This is a genomic window from Pedobacter sp. Bi27 (assembly GCF_918698255.1).
Classification (GTDB): Bacteria; Bacteroidota; Bacteroidia; order Sphingobacteriales; family Sphingobacteriaceae; genus Pedobacter.
On sequence record NZ_CAKKMW010000008.1, the window covers coordinates 1 to 23,973 of the forward strand.

Consider the following 23,973-nt stretch of genomic DNA (forward strand, 5'->3'; position numbering starts at 1 on the left):
AAAGTATATTGTATATTATAACTGGGAAAGACCACACCAAGGAATTAATGGTAAAAAGCCTGTGGAAATGGTCAATATAAATAACAAAAAATAAACTAGTTCATTACCGAATTACTAAACCTTTACAATTGCGAGGCACGAAGCAATCTTAAAGCGCTCGCTACTAGCGATAGTTGTAAGATTGCTTCGTCGGCTGAAAAAGCCTTCTCGCAATGACGATAATCTGAGGAGATTTAATTTTTTAAATTCTCCTGTCATTAATATTGATTTTTATACAATAAATTACCCCTCAGGATGACAGATTAAGAGAAGTGAACGCCTAACTTTTGCTCACCGAGACTCAGACTTCGGACTAAAGACTAATGAATCCACGCCAACCGCCTTTCGCAAAACGCAAAAATTCCTTACCTTTGCAGCATTACCAAATCACCCCATACATGTAAGATTCATTTCTTTTCAGAAAATAGATAACCAGCAGAGCGGTTCCGTTCCTGCAATTATTTACCATAAAAAAAGAAATTTATGCTTATTCTACAAGGGGCTAACTATATCCATCCCAATGGAGATTTACTGTTTTCAGATTTAAATCTTACCATCAACAAATACGAAAAAATTGCACTCATTGGCCATAATGGGGCAGGGAAATCGACACTTTTAAAAATTTTGTCGGGTAAACTCAGGCCAACTGCCGGATATGTTAAAACGGAATCGGTGCCTTATTATGTGCCACAGCTTTTCGGTCAATTTAATGATTTTACCGTTGCGCAGGCCCTCGGGATTGAAGATAAACTAAAAGCGCTGAACGAAATCCTCAACGGAGAAGTAACAGACGAAAATTTGACTATACTCAACGATGACTGGACCATTGAGGAACGTTGCGTGGAAGCTTTGAGTTATTGGCGATTGGAGGGTTTAGACTTGAACCAAAAAATGGAAAGTTTAAGCGGGGGACAAAAAACCAGCGTATTTTTGGCTGGCATCACGATACACCATCCGGATATTGTTTTGATGGATGAACCGACCAATCATTTAGATCTCGAAGGCAGAAACAGGTTGTACGATTATATCCGATTGACCAGGAATACTTTGGTGGTGGTGAGTCACGACCGTACTTTATTGAACCAGATTGAGAAAGTTTGCGAGCTAAGTAAGCGGGGAATAACCATTTATGGCGGAAACTACGATTTCTATGCTGCGCAAAAGAAAATTGAAAATACTGCTTTGAACAATGATTTAAAAGCAAAGGAAAAAGCACTGCGCAAGGCTAAAGAAGTGGAGCGGGAATCGATAGAGCGGCAGCAGAAGCTTGATGCCAAAGGGAAGAAAAAACAGGAAAAAGCCGGATTGCCGACCATTTCGATGAATACGTTAAAAAATAATGCGGAAAAAAGTACGGCAAAATTAAAGGCTGTTCATACCGAAAAGCTCGATCATATTTCTGCTGAATTAAGCCAGCTCCGTTCTGCGCTGCCTGATGCAGACAAAATGAAGATCGGTTTTAACCAAGCCAGGCTGCACAAAGGGAAAAGTATTGTTGAAGCTAAGGAGGTCAATTTTGCTTTTCACGATCAGCTACTTTGGAAGGAGCCGCTTAGTTTTCAGATTTTTAGTGCTGAGCGTTACGTGATAAAGGGCAGGAACGGATCGGGCAAAACCACCTTGATCAAGCTTATTTTGGGGCAGTTCCAGCCCTCGACAGGAAGTTTAAACCAAGCAGACATTAGCTCCATGTATATTGATCAGGATTATTCGTTGATCGATAATCAACTTACAGTTTACGAACAGGCCCAGCAATACAACTCGGGTGCATTGCAGGAGCATGAAATAAAAATCCGTTTAAACCGGTTTTTGTTTGGTAAAGCCGATTGGGACAAACCTTGTTCGGCCTTAAGTGGCGGAGAGAAAATGCGGTTGATCCTTTGTTCGTTAACCATCAGCAACCAATCGCCCGACCTGATGATATTGGATGAACCTACCAATAACCTCGATATTCAGAATGTAGAAATTTTAACTGCAGCCATTAACGAATACCAGGGAACGCTTCTGGTCATATCGCACGATGAATATTTTCTTGACCAAATCTATGTGGAACACAGCATTGATCTTTAAAATAAATATATAGCCTTATCTTCGTTTTAAATTATTAAAGCCAGTATCCCTATGCAAAACCTGTTAGCATTACAAAGCGGCGAACTTAAAGGAGCAGTATCGTTAAAACTTTCTGAAAACCTAACCGAGTTTCCAAACGAAATATTCGAGTTGGCCGATACTTTGGAGGTGCTGGATTTATCTTTTAATAAATTAAGTGCATTACCGGCAGATTTTGGTCGTTTAAAGAAATTGAAGATTTTCTTCTGTTCAGAAAACCTTTTCACGGTTATGCCTGAGCAATTGGCCGACTGCCCTTCGCTGGATATTGCAGGTTTTAAATCTAACCAGATTAAAACGGTACCAGCAAAATCGCTGAATCCTAATCTTCGCTGGCTGATTTTAACAAACAATAACATTGCCGAATTGCCAAAAGAGATTGGGCTGTGTACGCGGATGCAAAAGCTGATGTTATCGGGTAACCGTTTGGTGCAATTACCCGATGAATTAAGTAATTGCCAGAATTTATCGTTACTGCGGATTGCTGCCAATAAACTACATGAGCTGCCCGAATGGATTGCTATGATGCCTAAACTTTCGTGGATTGCATTTTCGGGGAACAACTTTAGTAAAACTCCTGCTGTAGAAACACTTTCGTTAATTAATTGGCACGATTTAGAGATTAACCATTTGTTGGGTGAAGGTGCATCGGGTATTATTTCGAAAGCAAACCAGACTATTGGTGATGAAACCCAGGAGGTAGCCGTTAAAATATTTAAAGGCAATGTAACCAGCGATGGCTTGCCGGAAGATGAAATGACGGCCTACATTGCTGCGGGTTACCACCCTGGTTTGGTTAATTTAATCGGACAGATTGCCCTGCATCCAGAAGATAAAAAAGGACTGGTGATGGACCTCATTCCGCATCATTTTTATAACCTGGGTAATCCACCGAGTTTGGAAAGCTGCACCAGGGATGTTTTTCCCGAAGATATGCAGCTGTCAGAAAAACAGCTGCTGAGCATTGCCAAAACCATTGCCTCCTTAGCTGCGCAATTGCACGAGGCCGGGATTATGCATGGCGATTTATATGCGCACAATATCCTGATTGATGATGAGGGCAGTACTTTGTTCGGCGATTTTGGTGCCGCAAGTTTTTATGATCAGGCTGATATTACACTTGCCTCCGCGTTAGAGCGGATAGAAGTTAGTGCTTATGGTTACCTGCTCGATGATTTACTTTCTTTAAAAAATGAAACGGTAAGCAGCGCATGTTTGAATACTTTGACTGCCCTAAGAAATGCCTGTTTAGTTGCTTCGCCATTAAACAGGCCTGGTTTTCAGGATTTAGTTGAAGCTTTAGCGAAGATTTCATTATAACAAGTTGTTAATCTGAGTCCTTTGGAGGATAGAGCTGTGCGCTACACTTAATCATAGATTTCTCCGCTACGGTCGAAGTGACGACCACTTTATAAAAAAACATTAATTCTGCTGTTTTTTTGCCCAATCCAACCTGCGCTGATCTGGCGTGGGTGTAACCTTGAAATTTTCAAATGTGGCGTTAAAACCCTTGCCATCAGGACAGGCAGCCACAAGGCCCACCATTACAGGCGCATTATCCTTAAAATAACACGTACGGATCATGGTATATTTTTTATCATCCAAGGAGTAAAAAATCTCTACCGCATCAAGTTTTCTAACGGCTTTCATCCAGATAGATGCTGGTGCCTGTGCTAATTCAACTACGCTCCAGTCGCTTGTTTTATGCGTAACCACCGCACTTACATTTTGTTTGCCATTTACAAATTCTACTCCTGCCTTAATCCATTCTTCTTCATTAATTCGGAGCATAATACCCATCTGATCGAAGGTGGTTACATAGTTGCCTGTAATTTTTACTTTTACCTCAAATTCACCACCATAAGTGGCATAATAAAAAGGGGCATCATCCACAGTAAAGCCATAATGAGAGATCCGCCAGTAATCTGTTTTCGCGGGAACAAATAGGCTAAATGTATTTTTATTCTTGATTTCCCACTTTTCAGGTTCGTTAAACCAGTTCATTTTGGCAAGGCTCTGGGCAGCTGATTTTTGTGTGTTTAATATCGCCAGTAAGGCGATGGCGGTTAATAATTTAAGTTTCATTTGTGTGTTTGTGTATTGCAAACTTAAAGCAAGCATCAACTTTTGGAAAGGACATAGATCACTATTTTAATGTGATTATTGTCACGTTTACCGGATAAGGGCAATTGCCTCAGGTATATAAATCTTCAATAAACAGTACATTTGTACTGTTGTATCAGAAACATGGAAACAAATTTTTTAAGGGCGCATATTGATCAGATTGTTTGTTTAACAGATGAAGAATTTCAATATGCCGAATCTTTTTTTATCAAGCGGAAATATAAAAAACATCAATATATTATTCAGGCCGGTGATGCAGCCAGTTGCGAACATTTTGTACAGAAAGGAATTGTGAAGTCTTCTTATACCGACCATGAAGGCAAAGAATATATTTTACAGCTTGCCATGGAAGAATGGTGGTTCTCAGACCCGAACGCTTTTAACACCGGAGCGCCGGCAACCTTAAATGTAGATTGTATTGAAGATACCGAAACCCTTTCTATCTCTTTTGAGAACAAGGAAAAACTTTGTGCCTCTTCCCGGAAAATGGAATACTTTTTTAGGAAAAAATACACCACAGGCAACATGGCTTTGCAAAAACGGGTATTGGCGTTATTGAGTAATAATGCGGGCGAGCGTTACAAACAATGGCGCAATCAATACCCATCTTTACAAAAGAGGATTTCGAAAACCCTTATTGCGTCCTATTTGGGTGTTACCAGGGAAACTTTAAGCCGTTTATCGCTCTAGTTATGGTAAGGGGAAAACAATAAGGGCTTTGTTTTATTTGTGGCTGCTAAAATTAACCATCCATTGGATACCGAACCTGTCTTTAAAGCTACCGAAGTAATCGCCCCAGAACATATCATCCATTGGCATTTCGATATTACCGCCTGCTGAAAGGCCGTTAAATAGGCGATCGGCATCTTCGCGGCTCTCGGCATTGAGGTTAATGTACATATTGTTGCCTTCTTTAAGTACGTGCCCTGCAGAAGGTACACAGTCAGACGCCATTAAAACCGTATGCTCATTAATAGGTAAGGCTACGTGCATTACACGGTTTTTTTCCTCGTCGGTTAATTTATCCGATTCAGGTGCATCGCCCATTTTTGCAAAGAAGGTAAATTCTCCGCCAAAAACCGATTTATAAAAATTAAAAGCTTCTTCGGCCTTGCCGTCGAAGTTTAAGTAAGGGTGCATGGTTGCCATAATCTTATTTATTTTGTTTACAACTAAGTTACTGCACCTTTTAATGATAAAATGGGTGTACTTGAGACAAATGTAAGGGCGTTTTTGACATCGTCAAATTAATAATCTTGTACGGTTTCACCTTGTTGCGATGACCTTAACTCGGGTGCCGAGCTTGAGAAAATATTGTTTTTACATAGACTAAAATGTTTTATTCATTTTGCAATAACTTTTGGATAAGTTATTCTTTTACAGATGAATAAAACTGAACGAAAATAAATCCCTAATCTTTTTCATATTTGTAGCAGGGTATTAAACATTTAATGAAATAATTCTCGATCGTCCCAAAATAATTTTAGATTTGAGTAAACACGTCCTCTTTTTTGAGGGCGTGTTTTTTTTGCAAAAAAAAACCTTTCATTGCTGAAAGGTTTCGCGTTTTAATCTAAATCGTCCCGTTGATTTAATTTTAACATTATAAATATAGTTATCAACATGTTAACATCAAATTAAAAGGTAAAAATACCCCTTTATGGGTAGTGGTTTCCACTACACCGCGATAACAGAAATTTTAATGTGGATAATTATTTGTTTGCTTCAATACGCCATTTATAAGCCGGCAATGTTGCCAATAACAAACTGGAGGCAATATTACGAAAACAGAATACTTAAAAGGGCACCTGTAATTTGCAAAGAAAAAAATAAAGAGGCCAAAGGCAAATGTTAGCAAAAAACTGCCGGTAGCCAACTTAATTATGCATCCAGCAATAAGCAATAACCCATCTAGAAACACTCTACTTCCCAAAACCGCGACCAGTTTTCGCCTACACCAAGTTTTACTATACCCTCTTTGCGTGTTAATTCCTGATCGTGGTTAACGCCATCGGCCACTCCGCACCATGGCTCTAAACAAATAAAAGGGGCATCCGTAGCAGCCCAAATGCCAAAGAAAGGGAAATCATCGAAATGGAAATGTAATCCATAATCGTTTTTGTTGTTGAGCAAGCTGATGCAGTTGCTTTGAAGGGTTTTAAAAACCAGTGCATCGTTATAAAACAAATCATGTTTAAGGTTTAACCTGTGGCCACCCAGTTCAATGAGCTCCGTTTCGTCGGCTACCAAGCCGTCTTCCAGTTTCCAGAAAGTTAATTTCTCATCGCTATTAAAAGCAAGATAATAATCTTCGTAAACGGTATTGGGGGTATTGGGTACCGCAAATGCCGGGTGCGCACCAATTGAAAATAAAAGCTCGGCAGTACCGGTGTTCTCTACCTCGTAAGTTAAGCTCAGCTTTCTATCTATTAATTGATACCTCAGTTTCAGTTCGAAATAAAAAGGATATACTTTTAAGGTATCTTCATTTTGGGTTAAAGTAAAAACAGCTTCAGTTTCACTTATTTTTTCGAAATTAAAAACATGATCACGGGCGAAACCATGGCGTGGTAGCTCATAGCTTTTACCTTGGTAAGTAAAACGGTTGTTTTTTAATGAGCCAACAATAGGAAATAAAACAGGACTGTGTTTTGCCCAATATTTAGGATTGGCATTCCATAAATATTCCAACTTGGTTTCTTTACTAAATAAGCCTTGAAGTTCTGCGCCTTTAGCCGCCAGGCTAACTTTTATATAGTCGTTCTCGAGAGTTATCATTTGCAATCTAAATTAACAAAAAGATGTACTTTAAAAATATCTTTTTTATTAATTTTGATTACTACTTAAAGCTTAAGCAAATGAAAAGCTAAAAGCACTGTTTATTTTATTACCCGCGCATTTACTTTCGCTTAAAATAAAATCAGAAACCCATGGCGATAGATTTAACAAAATTATCAAATGCAAAAGTGAAGGCCGCTATTACCGCATTGCAAAAAGGCGATGAAAAAACGTGGTTTCCTTTATTTGCTATCGATGTTACCTTTTACGACGACGGAAACCAGATGAAATTTAATAACTTCTTTAAGAAAGCGCTGGGACATGAGCGTTTTACCAGTATAGATAAAGTTGAAAACAACGGATTGGAGGTATATGGCCATTTCCACTCCGACCAATGGGGTGATTTTAAAACCTGCTTTAAATTTAAGGTAAACAAAGAGGGGAAAATAGCAAGATTGGATATTGGACAAGCCTCCTATTGAGTTTGGGGGCTGGAGTTGGGCGTTTGGAGTTGGATACGGCTCCGAACTCAAAACTGCCAACTCCGAACTGTTTCAACTACCCACGCTCTTCCCAAATACAGGCAATATTAATAATGGTTTGTACCGCTTTTTCCATGTCCTGCACACTTACCCATTCTTGTTTGCTATGAAAAGCGTGTTCTCCGGCAAAAATATTGGGGCAAGGTAAGCCCATGTAAGAAAGTCGTGAGCCATCGGTTCCACCACGGATACTTTGTTGTTTTGCCACCACACCTGCCCGTTCAATGGCTTCAATTCCGTATTGTACAATTTTAGGATGCTGATCCAACACCTGTTTCATGTTGCGGTACTGTGCTTTAATATTAATTTTATAGGTAGACTTTGGGTATTTAGCCATCACATTTTTTACGGTTTCTTCTAAAAACTGCCCATGTGCGGCTAGTTTTTCATCGGTAAAATCTCTGATGATAAACTGTGCTTCTGCTTCTTCTACCTGTCCGTTCATACTCACCGGGTGGATAAATCCTTCTTTTTGATGTGTAGCTTCTGGTGTGAGTGTATCTTTTGGCAGCGAATCTAAAATTTCAGCAAGGATCTTAATGGCGCTTTCCATTTTTCCTTTGGCAAAGCCCGGATGAGTGCTTACGCCATAAATTTTAAGGGTGGCGCCATCGGCAGAAAAAGTTTCATCTTCGATTGAACCCAACGTTTCCCCATCTATGGTATAGCCAAAATCGGCACCCAGTTTCTTTAAATCGGCTTTATCTACGCCACGGCCTATTTCTTCATCAGGGGTGAAAAGTAGCTTTATGGTTCCGTGTTTTACATCAGGATTGCGCATTAAAAAGGCAGCCGCTTCCATAATTTCTGCTAACCCTGCTTTATTATCGGCACCTAATAAAGTTGTTCCGCTTGCGGTGATAATAATGTTGCCAATCTGGTGCTTTAAGTCTTTGTGCTCAGACAATTTTATGATAATATTGTTGTCATCTGGCAGAATTAAGTCTTGTCCTTGATAATTGTCATGAATAATCGGTTTAACATTTTCACCGCTACAATCGGGCGAGGTATCCATGTGCGAACAGAAGAAAATTACGGGCAACTGCTTGTTTGTAGTGGATGGGATTGTGCCATACACATAGCCATTATCATCCATTTCGGCATCAATAACGCCAATTTCTAACAGTTCCTGAACCAATTCTTTACCTAAGTTTTTTTGTTTTAAGGTTGATGGGCAAGTTGGAGAATTTGGATCAGATTGGGTATCAATCTTCGCATATTTTATAAACCGCTGCTCCAGAGATTTGTTAAAGTTGGTGTATGTGCTCATAATTCAAAGGTAAAAGTTATAGATATTCGATAAACATATTATTTTTGTAAAAAAACGATATGATTTTTAATTTGCTGAAAGCTACTTACATAACCCTTCTGCTTGTTTTTATAGGAAGTTTTTCTTTTGCCCAATCTAATTACTTTAAAATGTCGTATGGTTTTGGTGGAGGAATAAACAAATCTTATACCGATGTATACAAAGGAAGTTTTGGTTACACGGCCTATGGCGTAATCGATTATCATATCACGCCGTTTGTAACACTGGGTTTAGAAGGGCAGTATGGTAGGATTCAAGGTGGAGACATTGAAACCGATCCGCACAACCGTCAGTTTATAAATCAATATACCGCCATTACAGCCAATGTAAAGTTAATGCTTGGTGAGGTGGCGAACTACGATAAAAGCGAGTTTTTATACAATTTGAGGGGTTTGTATGTGGGTTTGGGTATTGGGGTAATTAACAACAAGATTACCGATATTGTGCGGTATAAACCAAGTTGGGCTGCATACGATCCTGGCTATGGCCCTTTCCCTGGAAAAGATAAAAGCCTTAATATGGCGGTACCTTTAAACTTCGGTTTTAACTATTACATTAACGATGGTTATGGCTACATGAGGTATGTTATCAATATTAATGCACAATCGAACTATACTTTTGGTGAAGGTTTGGATGGTTATAACGATTCGAGCGCCAAGTTTGAGAACTATTCGCCGGATGTTTACAACGTTTACACCATAGGTTTTAGATATATGTTTGGAACGATTAAATCTTATCGTAAAACCCTTTAATAACATCATTTCATTTCTTAGATTTAAGGCATGAAAAAATTCTTTGTGTTTTGTTTGCTTTCGATGAGATTAAAAGCTGCGGCACAAAAAACACCTTTCGAGCTGAGCGGAAAAATTGAAACCTCAACTTACAATGCTGCTATAACCTATTACGAAAACCTAACTAAGACCTATCCACAGGCCAAATTGTTCACCTATGGACGTACAGATTTTGGTAAGCCTTTACATGTATTGGTTTTGTCGCGCGATCGGGTTTTTGATCCTTCTGAGATTAGAAAACAGAATAAAAGGATTTTGTTGATCAACAACGGCATTCATCCGGGCGAACCAGAGGGGGTGGATGCATCGATGATGCTTGCCCGCGATCTGCTTAAGGCAGGTAAACTGCCAAAAGATGTGGTGATCTGCATTATTCCACTTTACAATATAGATGGCAGTTTTAACCGTAGCGGAACATCAAGGGCCAACCAGAACGGACCGGTTGCTTATGGTTTTAGGGGCAATAGCAAGAACCTCGATCTGAACCGTGATTTCATTAAAACCGATTCGAAAAATTCAGCAGCGTTTCAACTCATTTTTAATACCTGGCAGCCCGAAATATTTGTAGATACGCACACCAGCAATGGTGCCGATTATCAATATGTAATGACGCTTATCCCTACACAAAAAGATAAGCTGAACCCGATTCTTTCGGGTTATTTAACTAAAACATTGGTACCTGATCTATATAAGGGAATGGAGAAGATGGGTTACCCGATGATTCCCTATGTAAATTCGATAGGCGAAACGCCTGAAAGCGGAATAACCGGATTTATAGATCCCCCACGTTATTCTACCGGATATACCACGCTGCACAACACCATCGGTTTTATGCCCGAAACGCATATGCTAAAGGCATACGATTTGCGTGTGGATGCTACTTACAAGCTTTTGCAAACCTATATTCAGCTTGTAGAACGCGATGCCAAGGTTATTGGAGGGAATAAGCGGAAGGCCGATGAACTTGTTGCTGCACAACAGGAATTTCCTTTAGAATGGAAACTGAACAAAACCGAGGTAAACGATCTGACCTTTAAAGGCTTTGAGGCTGGCCAAAAACCCAGTATGGTAAGCGGTGCCGATCGTTTATATTACGACCGCAGTAAACCTTACACCAAAACCATTAAAGAATGGAACAAGTTCGAACCCGCGGTGTCTATTCAAAAACCGGTTGCCTACATTATTCCGCAAGCCTGGGACCGCGTAATTGACCTGCTTAAACTGAATAATGTTAAAATCAGGGAGCTAAAAAACGATCAGAAAATTGAAGTAGAAAGTTATTATATCGGCGATTTTAAAACCGGAACAAGGCCCTATGAAGGGCACTATCTGCACTCAGCCGTAAAATTGAATACGATAAAACAGAACCTCCAGTATTATGCAGGCGATTTTGTGGTTTATGTTAACCAGCCTGTTAACCGGTATATTGTAGAAACACTGGAGCCACAGGCTACTGATTCTTATTTCAACTGGAACTTTTTCGATTCAATTCTGGATATGAAAGAACATTATTCTGCATATGTTTTTGAAGATACCGCAACAGCATTGCTAAAAAATAATCCAGAACTACAGCATAAACTGGAGGCGAAAAAAGCTTCAGATGCCGAATTTGCGAAGAATGCGGCCGCACAACTTGATTTTGTATATAAAAATTCTGATTATTACGAAAAAACACACAATCGATATCCGGTAGCCCGTTTGGTTACAGACGTAAAACTTGATTTAAAATAACCCCCATGGAATACTTCAATATTGCACCAGTTGCCTCCGTAATTTTCGTTTTTACCATTATTACCAGCTTATATGCTTTTTACGATCACTCCATTTACGGAAAGTTTATGCTGCATCCGTATAGTGTTTCGAAAGGACAGAATGTATATACTTTGATTACCAGCGGGCTTGTACATGCAGATTGGATGCACCTGTTTTTTAATATGTTTACCTTTTATGCTTTTGCCTTTACGCTGGAAAGATTAATGGGGAGCTGGCAGTTTGGATTACTTTATTTTTTAGGACTGGTGCTGAGTGATCTACCCACCGTTATTAAACATAAAGACCATTTTAACTACAATAGCCTTGGTGCATCCGGAGCGATTAGTGCAGTGCTTTTTAGCTATATTTTATTCAATCCAATGTCTAAAATTTACATCATGTTTATCCCGATTGGAATTCCTGCTGTAGTTTTTGGGATTTTGTATTTAATTTATTGTGCTTATGCTTCCCGCAATTCGAGAGACCACATCAATCATGACGCTCACTTTTTTGGTGCCTTAACCGGATTGATTTTTACGATCATTTTTGTTCCTGGCATTTTGCAGAACTTTATTACCATGTTAACAGGAGGGAGATAGTATCCTTTGGGAAGAATCGTCTTTCCCGTGAAAACGGGAATCCTAATGCAAGAAGTTATATGTTTTTTGGCTTTAAGATACCCAGTCAAGCGGGGTATGACGAAACACCAAAAACTACCCCGCCGTTGGCAAATAGGGTTTCTCGAAGAAACTCATCGGTTCATCAGGGTTTTTTATAATCTCGAATACCACATAACCCCAGGGTTTCCAGAAGTTTTCCAACACCTGGGCATATACTTTATGTTGCCAAACATCAAAAAGCGGTTTGGTCATGTTGCCGCGTAAAGGCATAGCCTCGATATAAGTGGTGCCTTCTACTGGCATAAAAGTATATTCGGGTAAACGGTTAAACAGATAGGCAGAGTAATAAAAACGCGCACTAAGCTCTTCAAACTGTTCGGCTGTTAAAGCTTTTCCTTTTATTTCATTAATGATATCCTGATGATAGCGTTTATTGGTACCATTATCCTGTAAACAGGCGATAATCCCAAAATCTTTCATTTTTAACGAGAAGGTTAAAGTGTTTATCTCATCACGGAAACTGAACGGGGTTTCTCCGTTTTCTAATTTCACTACTGTGATAGACCATGGCGAAAAATCTTCAAACTCCAGACTGGTATACAGGTTCTGCATCATGAAATTCAGATTGGCAAATTTCATCATTAACGATTGCGACATATTTAAGCCATCTGCAGTCATTTCCTTGCGTAAAGCCGAATGCATTTCGATGTATACAAAGCCATATAAAAACTTGCCGATCCAGTTAAAAAGATCCAGTTCGGGCAATGCGGAAATGGCATCGTACCCTGTTGCAAATGCTGCTTCGATTTTGTGTTCAAGCGGGCTTAAAAACTGCTCGTTTACCTCACTGTTCACCGGGATAACCAAGGTGTTGTAGGAACGGATACTCTCATCCAAAAACTGGATCTGCTCTTCGCCACTTAAACCAGCCTGTGCTAATAACCATTTGGGGATTAACGGCACCTGAACAACAGGCGAATTAAAAGTTTTGCCACTTAGGAAGCAGATTTTGTATAAAAAATCGAAGTTTTGGAAAGGATTGTATAAGCCGGTATTCATCACTGCAATATTAGCCATTATATTTTTAGGGCTTTGCAACGATATTTTATTTTAACGCAGGGATTACAACCACCTCACCATGTTAGCAGTGGTAGTATAGCAATGTCCATCGTTTCCCTCTCCTGCAGGAGAGGGATGCACAGGTAGTGCGTAAAGCAGTTCCTCAAATAGGGTGAGGTTTAGTAATTATTATAATAATAACTGATATCATCAACCAGTTGGCTGTAAATGGGTTTGGTAAATTCTAAAAACAAAGCACTTGGTGGTGGAGGCAGTTGCTCCCTCCTTCTGGTAATGGCCAATTGCTGTTTACTCAGCGCCCTATCATCGCCTTTATAGGTTGCCCAATTATCTCTCCATACATAAGTTCCAGGAAATTTCTGCTGGCGTACCAGTTTTTTTGTACTCCAATCGGTAATGCTCATATCCAATAATCCCGATGAAGAGATGTTCTTTTCGAAAATACTTAAGGTGGCTTTTACTGTACCGTAAATTGGTTTTTTCTCACGGGTTTCGCCAATTACCACACTGTCGCGTTTCAACTTTTCTACCCTTTCTTTTACATAGGTCTGGCCTACCACGAAATCGTCAAAGTTTAAACTCAATACCTGATCCGGAACAATTTTTTGATCTGTTGCCTGTGTTTCGCCATAAAAAATCACAAACTTATTTCTCGAGTAATTTCCAATAAACTGATCGATCTGCTGCTGAAAATAATCAGCGCTTAATTTGTACATGCCGCTGTTAACAATAATCGGCTGAACAACAACCCTGGTTACCGCTGCCCAATAAGCATCCTCCATTTTGGCTTTGGCATCTTTATAATTTGGCTGAAGATTCTGTGTTTTCTCAAATTCGTAATATGCCTTTTTAGCCGATTGGCGGTTGTTTTCTCTCAAATAGCCTAAGCCTGAGTTATACCTTGCGGCAGCTGCATTGTATTTACTATCAGCAAGTTCATTGATGTATTTTTTCGGACCTGGAACAATGGTTAAGCAAGCTGGGCAACTGTTAATATCATCGGCCAATTGATTGATTTTTTGATAATCGTACATCACCGATTCCCACCTGAATAAATCGTTAGACATTTTAGCTTCTTCAATTTTTCGCAGATGGTCCTGCAGCGCTAAATCGTATGCTGTTTTTAGCACTTCCATAGCCTCACTATTTTTTGGCGAGTTTTGCAGCCTGCTTACTGCTTTGGCAACCGAAGCATCGTAATCACCTTTTTGTAAGGCTTTTTTTCCTGTGGTACATCCCCCAATAATTATTAAGGATAAATAAATAAAATACCGTAATCTTGAAATGTTTTTCATGGCAGTGGTAGTTGCGTTAATAAAAACAAAGATAATTTGCAAATCGATAATTACCTTATTTATTTAGAAGACGATTGATAATGAAGATTAGTTGCAGACAATTTGAATTAGAATTAAAACATCCTTTTTCGATCTCGAAATTTACCCGTACCAGCACCCCCTTAATGCTGTTAAAGATCGAACATGAAGGTGTTACAGGTTATGGTGAGGCTTCTATGGTACCTTATATGGGCGAGAGCTACGAAAGCGCAGCGGCTTTTCTTAGCCTTGTAGATTGGGATAAAATCCAGTATCCATTCGATTTCAAAGAAATGATTAGCTATCTGGATAGCCTTGCTCCAGGCCAGCCAGCCATTAAAGCAGCTATTGATATTGCCCTTAACGATATTAATGGAAAGCTGTTAAATAAACCCTGTTATGAAATTTACGGCGCAGATCCTGCTAATATGCCGGTAACTTCTTATACCATTGGGATTGATACACCTGAAGTAATCCGCGAAAAACTGAAAGATGCTGAAGCTTTTAAAGTGATCAAAGTTAAACTGGGGAGGGATAACGATCAGGAAATTATCGAAACGATCAGGAGCATGACCAATGTACCCTTATATGTGGATGCGAACCAGGGCTGGGCAGATAAAATTAAAGCAATTGATTTAATTTATTGGCTGCATAACCAGGGCGTGGTGTTAATCGAACAGCCTATGGATAAAAATAACCTCGATGGGAATGCCTGGCTAACCGAGCGCAGTCCGATTCCTTTGTTGGCTGATGAAGCCGTACAGCGTTTAGCCGACATGGACGACCTGAAAGGCGCTTACCATGGCATTAACGTAAAACTGATGAAAAGCTGTGGCATGTACGAAGGGCATCAGATGATTTTGAAAGCCCGTTCTTTTGGAATGAAAGTGCTGATTGGCTGTATGAGCGAAACCAGTTGTGCCACTTTGGCTGCAGCTGCTTTGGCTCCTCTATGTAACTGGGCCGATTTGGATGGGCCATGGCTCACCAAGAATAACCCCTTTACTGATCCAGCTTTCGAAAATGGTAAGTATATTTTAAAAGATCTGCCTGGTTTAGGCTTAACAGGCATTACTTCTGATCTTTTTCTTTAAAGTAGAGTAGGAATGATTTGAAGAGTCTGAGCGAGGCAATGATAGTAGCATTTTGAATAAGCGTTATATCATCATATTCACTCATTCAAGACTCACTAATTCTAACATTAAATTGCTACTTCTGATCTTTTTCTTTAAAGCTCTTTTTGATGTCTTTGGTAAGTTGATACTTAAAGTAGAACAAACAAGCCGTTGTGCCTACCAAAAAGCCAGCTGGAAGATATTTAGCATTGTTATAACACCAAACCAATCCGAAAATAGAAAGGATAATGGCCAGGTTATAGAAGATATTTAAAGCAAATTTTTTAGCCACGGTAGAAATGATTGAATGACGAAATTAGAGAGTGATTGAGTTAGAGAATTTAGAATGATTAGATTATTGAATGAAAGAATGAATTTTGAATAAGCGATAATAACATTCACTCATTCAAAACTCACTCATTCTATCATTAGTAAACCGGCATGTTCGGATCAAAAGCTTCTTGCCAAGCTAAAATACCGCCTTTTAAGTTATAAAGATTATCAAATCCGTATTGTTGCTCCAACTGCATTACTGCTGCTGCGCTTCTTTTTCCACTGCGGCACTGAATAATTACCGGCTTATCTTTCGCAACCTTATCAGCCTCAATTAAAATTCCACCTAAAGGGATATTCTCGCCTTCAAGATTGGAAACCTCATATTCGAATGTTTCACGAACATCAATCAATTGAAAATCTTCTTTGTTATCGATTTTCTCTTTTAGTTCTTGTACCGATATTTCTTTCATTTTATTAAATGTATTTATGCAAATATAGGAAAATCAACTTTACGCTCCCCATCAAAAAAATGCCATAAAATTTTGCGTAAAACTGTAACAACTTTAACCCTTAGGCGTTTAATTATAAATAGTTACAAATGGACAAACTGAACCGTTTCTTTTGGTTTTGCTCTGGCGCTCATATCCCTACACTGGAAAAGTATCCTTCAGAACAAAATAAATATACTGGCATTGGCGCCACCATATTTTTTACCGGCTTATTTGCTGCCCTTTCTGGGGGCTATGCCATGTATTTTGTTTTTAAGGGGGACGATCTGGCCGTAATTTTTGCCATTGTTTTCGGCTTTTTATGGGGGGCGGCCATCTTTAATATGGACCGCTATATCGTATCGAGCATTAACAAAAGCGCCAGTACCAATAAACAGTTGTTACAGGCTACACCGCGTATTCTGTTGGCCATTATGATTGGTATGGTAATTTCGAGACCAATAGAACTTAAAATTTTCGACAAGGAAATTAAAGAACGCCTAAAGGTAAGTTACCTAAACGGCCAGCGTTCTAAAATTGATACCCTGAACAAAGCTTTTGAGAAAAAATATCAGGTAGAATTCGGTAGGTTAAATCAACAGAAGGCCACACGCGATTCGCTTGAAAAAGGAATTAAAACGGATAGACAAAAGCTTAATTTCGAGATTTTTGGAAACAAAACCACCGAAACATCCGGCGTAATGGGCTACGGGCCGTATGCCAAGCGTAAGGAAGCTGAAATAGTACAACGCACAGCTGAATTAGATTCACTAAAAGCCGCCATCAATAAATCGGAAGGTTTTGTAGATAAACGCAAAGAATTTGATGGGCTGTTTACCGAAAAGCTGTACACTAAAAAACAGTTAGACAGTTTATCGGATATTGCTGGTTTTGCCGACCGCAACTGGGCATTAGGGCAACTTAAATTTAATGTTGATGGCACACGGGATAACAATACGGCAATTGCTGTTACTTTTATCGGGCTGCTGTTTATCTTTTTTGAATGTTTGCCGGTGTTTGTAAAACTGATGAGTGCAAGAGGACCTTATGATTATGCTATAGCGGATGGGGATGAAGTATCGATTTATCATTCTAAAAAAGATAAGGATTTCCATTTTGAAGTAGCCGATAATATTCATGAAACTAGGGTCGATTCCGAATCATCTAAAAAGAAGGAAATTATAAAAGGAAAAGCTTACCGCGATCTCGAAAAACACGATTGGGATAGCGAGGGCTAAGGGAAAATGTAAGAAGGGAGTTGGGAGCGGATGGTTCATAGATCATGGCTTAAACTATTAAACCGAAAAAAATCTACTGTGAACAATAGGCTATCAGTTATTGACTATCAGACCATCAACTATTATCCATCGTACATTTTACCTCAAACATCTTCCATTTTTATTAAATTGCCCTTATAATCCCGATTTTATGAAGAAATTTTTAGGTGCTGCGGTATTTGGTCTATTATCGTTTCAGGCTTTTGCCCAAAATGAGATCAGTTATACGGTTTCCTTTCCAAATGTTATCCATCATGAAGCTGAAATCAGCATGGTTATCCCAAATGTTCCTGCGGGTACGCTAAAGGTTAGAATGAGCAGGTCATCTCCGGGCCGTTACGCTACACATGAGTTTGGAAAAAATATATATCACCTGAAAGCTTTCGATGCATCAGGAAAACAGCTGGCCATTAAACAAACAGCAGGCGATGTTTATGAAATTCCCAATCATGGTTCCAGCGTAAAAGTAAACTATACACTTTTTGGAAACTGGATTGACGGAACCTATGCTGGTTTTGACGAAACCCATGCACACATGAATATGCCGGCAACTTTTGCTTTTCCGGTAGGCATGGATACCAGGCCGCGACTGGTGAAATTTAATTATGCCGAAAAACCGGACTGGAAAGTAGCTACACAGCTTAAGCCAATGGCCAATGGGACTTATTTCGCGCCAAATCTTCAATATTTTATGGATAGTCCTATCGAAATTGCCAATTATAAAACGGCAAGCTGGCAGGTTAAAAATACCGATGGTAAAGTACAGACCATCCATTTAATTACGCACGCTAACGACGATCAGAAAACCATCAATAATTATGCTGAAATGCTTAAAAAAATGGTTGTTGAACATTTTGCCGTTTGGGGCGAATTCCCCACTTACGATTACGGTAATTATTATTTTCTGGATGATGTGTATCCGGAGAATGCGGGCGATGGAATGGAGCATAGAAACTCCACTTCGATTGTGCAGCGCACACCAAAAATTGCGGGTTATGAATCAAACCTCCTGGGTACTTTTTCGCACGAATATTTTCACAGCTGGAATGTAGAACGTTTAAGGCCAAAAACCTTAGAACCCTTCAATTTCGAGCATGCCAATATGAGTGATGAACTTTGGCTGGCTGAAGGCTTTACCCAATATTATGGCAATCTGCTATTAACCAGGGCGGGTTTAAAAACTACCGACAATGCCATACAAACTTTTAATGGCTTGGTAAATGCTGTTTTACTCTCGCCGGGTGCAAAAAACTTTTCGCCAATTGAGGCCAGTAGGTATGCGGTGTTTGCCGATGCTGGTGTGGCTATCGATCAGACCAATAAAGGCAACATATTCACCTCGTATTACACCTATGGTGCTGCAACTGCCCTGGCTTTAGATCTTCGTTTAAGAACCGAATTTAAGCTCAGCCTTGATGATTATATGCGTGCGCTTTGGAAAGCCTATGGCAAGCCAGAAATTGCATACACTGTACCTGATTTAGAGAAAACCCTCGCGACGCTGACTAAAGATCCTGCTTTCGCTGCCGGTTTCTTTAAAAATTATATTTACGGCACCGAAAAGAACGATTATGCCAAGCTGCTTTTAAATGCAGGCCTTGTTTTGCGCAAAGCAAATCCTGCTAAAGCTTTTGCTGGCTTTGGCAAGATTAATGAGTTGGATGGAAAATTAATTTTAGGGCAAACGCTAATGTGTACGCCTGCATATGAGGCAGGTTTAGATGTTGATAATGCATTGTTGGCCATCGATGGTGTGACGGTAAAAGATGTAGCTGCGGTTGCGGCCATTACTGATGCCCACAAACCCGGCGATGTGCTGAAGGTTACTTATCTTTATCGTGGGGCGCAGAAAACGACACAATTAACCTTGATTGAAGATCCGGCTTTAGAAATTGTTCCCATTGAAAAAACAGGAGGAGATTTAACACCGGCCATGCAGACTTTTAGAGATAAATGGTTAACATCACAGGTAAAAATCTAAATCGCAAAACTAATACTTATTATATGAAGAAAATATTCTTTTTTACGCTTGTCGGGATGGCAAGCCTACAGCTTAAGGCGCAAAACATAGATAAAATCATTACCCGCGAATACACCGATCACCTGATTAAAACCTTAAGTGCCGATGATATGCAAGGGCGTGCAACCTTTACGCCCGGTATTGATAAAGCAGCTACTTTTATCGAATCTGAATTTAAAAAGATCGGTTTAAAGCCTTTAACAGGTGAGAAAACTTTCCGCCAAACCTTTAACAAATACCAGGTTACCAACCTAAGTACAAGTGTTAAGATTGATGGACAGGAAGTTACCGCAGAAAATTTAATCGTTTCAGGCGTAACTTCAGAAAGTGTTACACTAGATAAATCGAACACTACTGTTGTTAAATTAGATCCAGAAAAAGCATTTGTGCCTCAGCTAAGGGCAATGATGGGTGCTCAAAAAAATCAGATTATTCTGGTTGACAATAAATTTGCTGATCTGTTTAACCGTTATAGAAGTTACTTCGGTAAACCGGCAACCGTTGATGAGAAAGACGTTAAAGCAACTACAAGCGCTGTGCAGGTTTTTGTTTTGGGTAAAGATGCCGCAACAGATTTTTCGGCAACATTTAAAAGTAAGGTAGATAAAATGCCTTTATTTAATGTTGCAGGGGTAATTCCAGGTAAATCAAAAGCAAAAGAAATTGTGGTTTTCTCTGGCCATTATGATCATTTAGGCTTTTTAAAAAGTGTTGATGGCGATAGTATTGCCAATGGTGCAGATGATGATGCTTCAGGCACGACGGCTATGATTGCCCTTGCCAAATATTACAAAGCGCAGAAAAACAATGAACGTACTTTAATCTTTGTTGCCTTTACTGCCGAAGAAATCGGTGGTTTCGGCGCAAAATATTTCTCAGAAAAACTAAATCCTGATGATGTAGTAGCCATGTTCAATATTGAGATGATTGGTAAGGATTCGAAATTTGGCAAGAATACCGCATTTATTACCGGTTATGAGAGATCTGATTTTGGGAAGATTTTGCAGAAAAATTTAGCTGGGACTGAATTTACTTTCCATCCAGACCCATACCCAGATCAAAACTTATTCTATAGAAGTGATAATGCAACTTTAGCTGCTTTGGGCGTTCCGGCACATACCATTAGTACCGATAAAATTGATATCGATAAATTGTACCATAGTGTGAAAGACGAATATAGTTCTTTGGATGTAGAAAATATCCTTTCTACCATCAAAGCGATCGCAAAGAGCGCAATTACCATTGTAAACGGAACGGATACACCAACGAGGATTCCGAAGTTGAAGCAATAATAGCGGCAGTTATAAAACGGTCGTCATTCCCGCGCAGGCGGGAATCGTAATGCAGTAGGCTTTAAGATTCCCAATCAAGTTGGGAATGACGAGCCGCCCAATACAACTACAAAAAAAATGGCCAGTGAAATCATCACTGGCCATTGCTATTTTATAAGTATTCGTAAGCGAATTACTTACTCAAATACATTGATTTGTCTTTGTAAAGCTTGCGGAAGTAAGGATCTTCCAAATCCTTGATGAAACGGATCGCCTCACCTGTAGATTTCATTTCAGGACCTAACTCTTTCGCTACCTCAGGGAATTTCTCGTAAGAGAAAACGGGTTCTTTAATGGCGTAACCTTTAAGTTTACGAACAATCGTAAAATCTTTCAGCTTCGCTACACCCAGCATAATTTTAGCTGCGATGTTAATGTATGGAACATCGTAAGCTTTTGCGATGAAAGGAACCGTACGTGATGCCCTTGGGTTTGCCTCGATTACATAAACCTTCTCATCCTTAATGGCGAACTGAATGTTTAATAGACCACGTACATCTAATGCTTTTGCAATTTTGATCGAGTATTCTTCCATCGCTTTAGTTACCGTTTCTGATAAGCTGAATGTAGGTAATACGGCAAATGAATCTCCTGAGTGGATACCTGCAGGCTCGATGTGCTCCATCATACCCACAATGTGTACATCCTCGCCGTCAGAGATTGAATCAGATTCTGCCTCTTCTGCCCTGTCTAAAAAGTGATCGATCAATACACGGTTGCCTGGTAAATCGCCCAATAATTTTACTACTGCTTTTTCTAGGTCTTCATCGTTGATTACGATGCTCATGCCTTGTCCACCCAGTACATAACTCGGACGAACCAATACAGGATAACCTACTTCGTTTGCTACAACGATTGCTTCTTCAGCATTCTCTGCAACACCATATTTTGGATAAGGAATATCTAATTCTTTCAACAGGTCTGAGAAACGGCCACGGTCTTCAGCGATATCCATATTCTCAAAAGATGTTCCGATAATCTTGATGCCTCTTTCGGTTAATTTCTCAGCCATTTTCAAAGCTGTTTGTCCACCCAATTGAACGATAACGCCCACTGGTTTTTCCAGCTCGATAATTTCGCGAACATGTTCCCAGAAAACCGGCTCGAAATATAATTTATCGGCCATGTTAAAGTCTGTTGAAACCGTTTCAGGGTTACAGTTAATCATGATGGCCTCAAAACCTGATTCTTTTGCTGCCAATAATCCGTGCACACAAGAGTAATCGAATTCGATACCCTGACCGATACGGTTAGGGCCTGAACCCAATACAATTACCTTTTTCTTATCGGATGGAACAGATTCGTTTTCCTCTTCGAAAGTAGAGTAGTAGTATGGTGTTTTGGCCGGGAATTCTGCAGCGCAGGTATCAACCATTTTATATACCCTGTTTATACCTAAAGCTTTACGGCGATCGTAAACTTCATCTTCTGTAACATTGCCTAACAACCAGGCGATCTGGATATCAGAGAACCCTTTTTGTTTAAGTGTTACGAAGAAATCTTGAGGGATATTGTTTAGTGAATATCTCTTCAGTTCAGTTTCAAGCAATACAAGCTCCTGAATCTGGTTTAAGAACCATTTGTCGATTTTGGTTACCTTACGGATCGACTCCAAAGGTACGCCCATTGCCATGGCATCTTTTATTAAGAACAGACGGTTCCATGAAGCGTGCTCCAAACCGTCCATAATTTCTTCAATATTGCGCACCTGTCTGCCATCTGCACCTAAACCAGCGCGGTTGATCTCTAAACTCTGACAAGCTTTTTGTAGTGCTTCGATAAAAGTACGACCAATTGCCATTACCTCTCCAACCGATTTCATCTGTAGGCCAAGCTCTTTATTAGCGCCTTTAAATTTATCGAAGTTCCAGCGGGGTATCTTAACGATTACGTAATCTAAAGTAGGTTCGAAATATGCTGAAGTGGTTTTGGTAATCTGATTTTCAATTTCATCCAGGTTGTAACCGATTGCCAGTTTTGCTGCAATTTTTGCAATTGGATAACCAGTTGCTTTACTTGCCAAAGCTGATGAACGTGATACACGTGGGTTAATTTCGATGGCGATAATTTCATCGTTTGCCGGGTTAACCGAAAACTGAACATTACAGCCACCAGCGAAGTTGCCGATTGCACGCATCATTTTGATCGCCTGGTTACGCATATCCTGGTAACAACGATCAGATAAGGTCATTGCCGGAGCAACAGTGATCGAATCTCCTGTGTGGATACCCATCGGATCGAAGTTTTCGATCGAACAGATAATGATTACGTTATCATTGCTGTCTCTTAACAACTCTAACTCATATTCTTTCCAGCCTAAAACAGCTTTCTCTACTAATACTTCATGTGTTGGCGAAGCCTCTAAACCACGTTTTAAAGCAGCATCGAACTCTTCTTTTTTGTGTACGAAGCCACCACCTGAGCCACCTAAGGTGTATGAAGGGCGGATTACCAATGGGTAACCGATTTCTTGTGCTGCTTCTTTACCTTCTAAAAATGAGTTGGCAATTCTCGATTCTGCAACACCTACACCGATATCAACCATTAACTGGCGGAAAGCTTCGCGGTTTTCGGTTTTTTCGATTGCAGCAACATCTACACCAACTACTTTTACACCATATTTTTCCCAAACACCACGTTCTTCAGCTTCCTTACAGAGGTTTAATGCAGTTTGGCCTCCCATGGTAGGAAGTACCGCATCAATTCTAGGTAAATCTGCAGAGTCGATGTGCTCTTGTAAAATAACCTCTATTGAATCAACAGTTAACGGGCGCAAATAAACATGGTCGCCGATAACCTTGTCCGTCATAATTGTAGCCGGATTAGAGTTGATAATGGAAACGGTAATCCCTTCTTCTTTTAAAGAAAGAGCCGCTTGCGAACCCGAGTAATCAAATTCACAGGCTTGGCCAATAATAATTGGTCCAGATCCGATAATCAGTACTGAGCGTATGGAAGTGTCTTTAGGCATGATAAAGCTTAAACAATAATTAAAATTCTAAAGTATTG

At 39.7% G+C, this 23,973-nt stretch carries 20 protein-coding genes; 11 read left to right on the forward strand and 9 right to left on the reverse strand.

All coding sequences use genetic code 11. The features are described from left to right. Window positions 1-522: 522 nt before the first annotated feature. Together abc-f and LQ227_RS21885 are read left to right on the forward strand one after the other, a co-directional pair. A complete protein-coding gene (abc-f, locus tag LQ227_RS21880) occupies window positions 523-2,109 on the forward strand; it encodes a ribosomal protection-like ABC-F family protein (protein WP_230143182.1) in 1,587 nt (528 codons plus the stop codon). 51 nt (window positions 2,110-2,160) lie between these two features. Continuing rightward, entirely contained in the window at window positions 2,161-3,468 is a 1,308-nt protein-coding gene (locus tag LQ227_RS21885) for a leucine-rich repeat-containing protein kinase family protein (protein WP_230151082.1), read from the forward strand. A gap of 102 nt (window positions 3,469-3,570) precedes the next feature. Here LQ227_RS21885 and LQ227_RS21890 read toward each other — a convergent pair whose 3' ends face one another. Continuing rightward, window positions 3,571-4,233 carry a DUF1349 domain-containing protein gene (locus tag LQ227_RS21890; RefSeq protein WP_230151084.1) on the reverse strand — a complete coding sequence of 221 codons (663 nt, stop codon included), beginning with the start codon at window positions 4,231-4,233 and terminating at the stop codon, window positions 3,571-3,573. A gap of 162 nt (window positions 4,234-4,395) precedes the next feature. On the opposite strand from LQ227_RS21890, the gene LQ227_RS21895 reads away from it, so the two are divergent. Beyond that, on the forward strand, window positions 4,396-4,962 hold the full coding sequence (locus LQ227_RS21895; protein ID WP_230151087.1) for a Crp/Fnr family transcriptional regulator: 567 nt from the start codon (window positions 4,396-4,398) through the stop codon (window positions 4,960-4,962). 33 nt (window positions 4,963-4,995) lie between these two features. On the opposite strand, the gene LQ227_RS21900 is transcribed toward LQ227_RS21895, so the two are convergent. Together LQ227_RS21900 and LQ227_RS21905 are read right to left on the reverse strand one after the other, a co-directional pair. Next, on the reverse strand, window positions 4,996-5,421 hold the full coding sequence (locus LQ227_RS21900) for a VOC family protein (protein WP_230151089.1): 426 nt from the start codon (window positions 5,419-5,421) through the stop codon (window positions 4,996-4,998). Window positions 5,422-6,183: 762 nt separating this feature from the next. Next, window positions 6,184-7,050: an aldose 1-epimerase family protein gene (locus LQ227_RS21905; RefSeq protein ID WP_230151092.1), complete on the reverse strand. Its 867-nt coding sequence runs from the start codon at window positions 7,048-7,050 to the stop codon at window positions 6,184-6,186. 152 nt (window positions 7,051-7,202) lie between these two features. Here LQ227_RS21905 and LQ227_RS21910 point away from each other — a divergent pair, with 152 nt between their 5' ends. Then, on the forward strand, window positions 7,203-7,532 hold the full coding sequence (locus LQ227_RS21910) for a hypothetical protein (protein ID WP_230151095.1): 330 nt from the start codon (window positions 7,203-7,205) through the stop codon (window positions 7,530-7,532). Between the two features lie 76 nt (window positions 7,533-7,608). Here LQ227_RS21910 and pepT read toward each other — a convergent pair whose 3' ends face one another. Then, the gene (pepT, locus tag LQ227_RS21915; protein ID WP_230143193.1) at window positions 7,609-8,862 is read right to left on the reverse strand and encodes a peptidase T; all 1,254 of its coding nucleotides are present in this window, start codon (window positions 8,860-8,862) and stop codon (window positions 7,609-7,611) included. 59 nt (window positions 8,863-8,921) lie between these two features. On the opposite strand from pepT, the gene LQ227_RS21920 reads away from it, so the two are divergent. From LQ227_RS21920 to LQ227_RS21930, 3 genes are read left to right on the forward strand one after another with little or no spacing between them, the layout of a single operon-like run. Then, window positions 8,922-9,653, forward strand: coding sequence for a hypothetical protein (locus LQ227_RS21920; protein ID WP_230143195.1), 732 nt, complete (start codon window positions 8,922-8,924; stop codon window positions 9,651-9,653). A 30-nt stretch (window positions 9,654-9,683) separates the two neighbouring features. Further along, on the forward strand, window positions 9,684-11,423 hold the full coding sequence (locus LQ227_RS21925) for a M14 family zinc carboxypeptidase (RefSeq protein WP_230151097.1): 1,740 nt from the start codon (window positions 9,684-9,686) through the stop codon (window positions 11,421-11,423). A 5-nt stretch (window positions 11,424-11,428) separates the two neighbouring features. After that, on the forward strand, window positions 11,429-12,043 hold the full coding sequence (locus LQ227_RS21930; RefSeq protein WP_230143199.1) for a rhomboid family intramembrane serine protease: 615 nt from the start codon (window positions 11,429-11,431) through the stop codon (window positions 12,041-12,043). 114 nt (window positions 12,044-12,157) lie between these two features. Here LQ227_RS21930 and LQ227_RS21935 read toward each other — a convergent pair whose 3' ends face one another. Together LQ227_RS21935 and LQ227_RS21940 are read right to left on the reverse strand one after the other, a co-directional pair. Beyond that, complete coding sequence (locus tag LQ227_RS21935) at window positions 12,158-13,141, reverse strand: hypothetical protein (protein WP_230151112.1); 984 nt, start codon at window positions 13,139-13,141, stop codon at window positions 12,158-12,160. A gap of 161 nt (window positions 13,142-13,302) precedes the next feature. Continuing rightward, the gene (locus LQ227_RS21940) at window positions 13,303-14,439 is read right to left on the reverse strand and encodes a hypothetical protein (RefSeq protein WP_230151114.1); all 1,137 of its coding nucleotides are present in this window, start codon (window positions 14,437-14,439) and stop codon (window positions 13,303-13,305) included. An 80-nt stretch (window positions 14,440-14,519) separates the two neighbouring features. On the opposite strand from LQ227_RS21940, the gene LQ227_RS21945 reads away from it, so the two are divergent. Next, on the forward strand, window positions 14,520-15,551 hold the full coding sequence (locus LQ227_RS21945; RefSeq protein ID WP_230143205.1) for a dipeptide epimerase: 1,032 nt from the start codon (window positions 14,520-14,522) through the stop codon (window positions 15,549-15,551). A gap of 115 nt (window positions 15,552-15,666) precedes the next feature. Here LQ227_RS21945 and LQ227_RS21950 read toward each other — a convergent pair whose 3' ends face one another. Further along, the gene (locus tag LQ227_RS21950; protein ID WP_230143207.1) at window positions 15,667-15,864 is read right to left on the reverse strand and encodes a DUF6358 family protein; all 198 of its coding nucleotides are present in this window, start codon (window positions 15,862-15,864) and stop codon (window positions 15,667-15,669) included. Between the two features lie 136 nt (window positions 15,865-16,000). Next, the gene (locus LQ227_RS21955; RefSeq protein ID WP_215165554.1) at window positions 16,001-16,318 is read right to left on the reverse strand and encodes a rhodanese-like domain-containing protein; all 318 of its coding nucleotides are present in this window, start codon (window positions 16,316-16,318) and stop codon (window positions 16,001-16,003) included. 128 nt (window positions 16,319-16,446) lie between these two features. Between LQ227_RS21955 and LQ227_RS21960 the strand changes: the two genes are divergently transcribed. From LQ227_RS21960 to LQ227_RS21970, 3 genes are all read left to right on the forward strand, one after another. Next, window positions 16,447-17,574, forward strand: a complete 1,128-nt coding sequence (locus tag LQ227_RS21960) for a DUF4407 domain-containing protein (RefSeq protein WP_230143208.1) — start codon at window positions 16,447-16,449, stop codon at window positions 17,572-17,574. 190 nt (window positions 17,575-17,764) lie between these two features. Next, window positions 17,765-19,594, forward strand: coding sequence for a M61 family metallopeptidase (locus LQ227_RS21965; protein ID WP_230151116.1), 1,830 nt, complete (start codon window positions 17,765-17,767; stop codon window positions 19,592-19,594). Window positions 19,595-19,617: 23 nt separating this feature from the next. Further along, on the forward strand, window positions 19,618-20,925 hold the full coding sequence (locus LQ227_RS21970; RefSeq protein ID WP_230151118.1) for a M20/M25/M40 family metallo-hydrolase: 1,308 nt from the start codon (window positions 19,618-19,620) through the stop codon (window positions 20,923-20,925). A gap of 172 nt (window positions 20,926-21,097) precedes the next feature. Here LQ227_RS21970 and carB read toward each other — a convergent pair whose 3' ends face one another. After that, on the reverse strand, window positions 21,098-23,935 hold the full coding sequence (gene carB, locus LQ227_RS21975) for a carbamoyl-phosphate synthase large subunit (RefSeq protein WP_230143214.1): 2,838 nt from the start codon (window positions 23,933-23,935) through the stop codon (window positions 21,098-21,100). Between the last annotated feature and the right edge of the window lie 38 nt (window positions 23,936-23,973).

Coding starts and splice junctions, on each gene's coding strand:
- abc-f (WP_230143182.1), top strand. CDS start 523: ATGCTTATTCTACAAGGGGCTAACTATATCCATCCCAATGGAGATTTA.
- LQ227_RS21885 (WP_230151082.1), top strand. CDS start 2,161: ATGCAAAACCTGTTAGCATTACAAAGCGGCGAACTTAAAGGAGCAGTA.
- LQ227_RS21890 (WP_230151084.1), bottom strand. CDS start 4,233: ATGAAACTTAAATTATTAACCGCCATCGCCTTACTGGCGATATTAAAC.
- LQ227_RS21895 (WP_230151087.1), top strand. CDS start 4,396: ATGGAAACAAATTTTTTAAGGGCGCATATTGATCAGATTGTTTGTTTA.
- LQ227_RS21900 (WP_230151089.1), bottom strand. CDS start 5,421: ATGGCAACCATGCACCCTTACTTAAACTTCGACGGCAAGGCCGAAGAA.
- LQ227_RS21905 (WP_230151092.1), bottom strand. CDS start 7,050: ATGATAACTCTCGAGAACGACTATATAAAAGTTAGCCTGGCGGCTAAA.
- LQ227_RS21910 (WP_230151095.1), top strand. CDS start 7,203: ATGGCGATAGATTTAACAAAATTATCAAATGCAAAAGTGAAGGCCGCT.
- pepT (WP_230143193.1), bottom strand. CDS start 8,862: ATGAGCACATACACCAACTTTAACAAATCTCTGGAGCAGCGGTTTATA.
- LQ227_RS21920 (WP_230143195.1), top strand. CDS start 8,922: ATGATTTTTAATTTGCTGAAAGCTACTTACATAACCCTTCTGCTTGTT.
- LQ227_RS21925 (WP_230151097.1), top strand. CDS start 9,684: ATGAAAAAATTCTTTGTGTTTTGTTTGCTTTCGATGAGATTAAAAGCT.
- LQ227_RS21930 (WP_230143199.1), top strand. CDS start 11,429: ATGGAATACTTCAATATTGCACCAGTTGCCTCCGTAATTTTCGTTTTT.
- LQ227_RS21935 (WP_230151112.1), bottom strand. CDS start 13,141: ATGGCTAATATTGCAGTGATGAATACCGGCTTATACAATCCTTTCCAA.
- LQ227_RS21940 (WP_230151114.1), bottom strand. CDS start 14,439: ATGAAAAACATTTCAAGATTACGGTATTTTATTTATTTATCCTTAATA.
- LQ227_RS21945 (WP_230143205.1), top strand. CDS start 14,520: ATGAAGATTAGTTGCAGACAATTTGAATTAGAATTAAAACATCCTTTT.
- LQ227_RS21955 (WP_215165554.1), bottom strand. CDS start 16,318: ATGAAAGAAATATCGGTACAAGAACTAAAAGAGAAAATCGATAACAAA.
- LQ227_RS21960 (WP_230143208.1), top strand. CDS start 16,447: ATGGACAAACTGAACCGTTTCTTTTGGTTTTGCTCTGGCGCTCATATC.
- LQ227_RS21965 (WP_230151116.1), top strand. CDS start 17,765: ATGAAGAAATTTTTAGGTGCTGCGGTATTTGGTCTATTATCGTTTCAG.
- LQ227_RS21970 (WP_230151118.1), top strand. CDS start 19,618: ATGAAGAAAATATTCTTTTTTACGCTTGTCGGGATGGCAAGCCTACAG.
- carB (WP_230143214.1), bottom strand. CDS start 23,935: ATGCCTAAAGACACTTCCATACGCTCAGTACTGATTATCGGATCTGGA.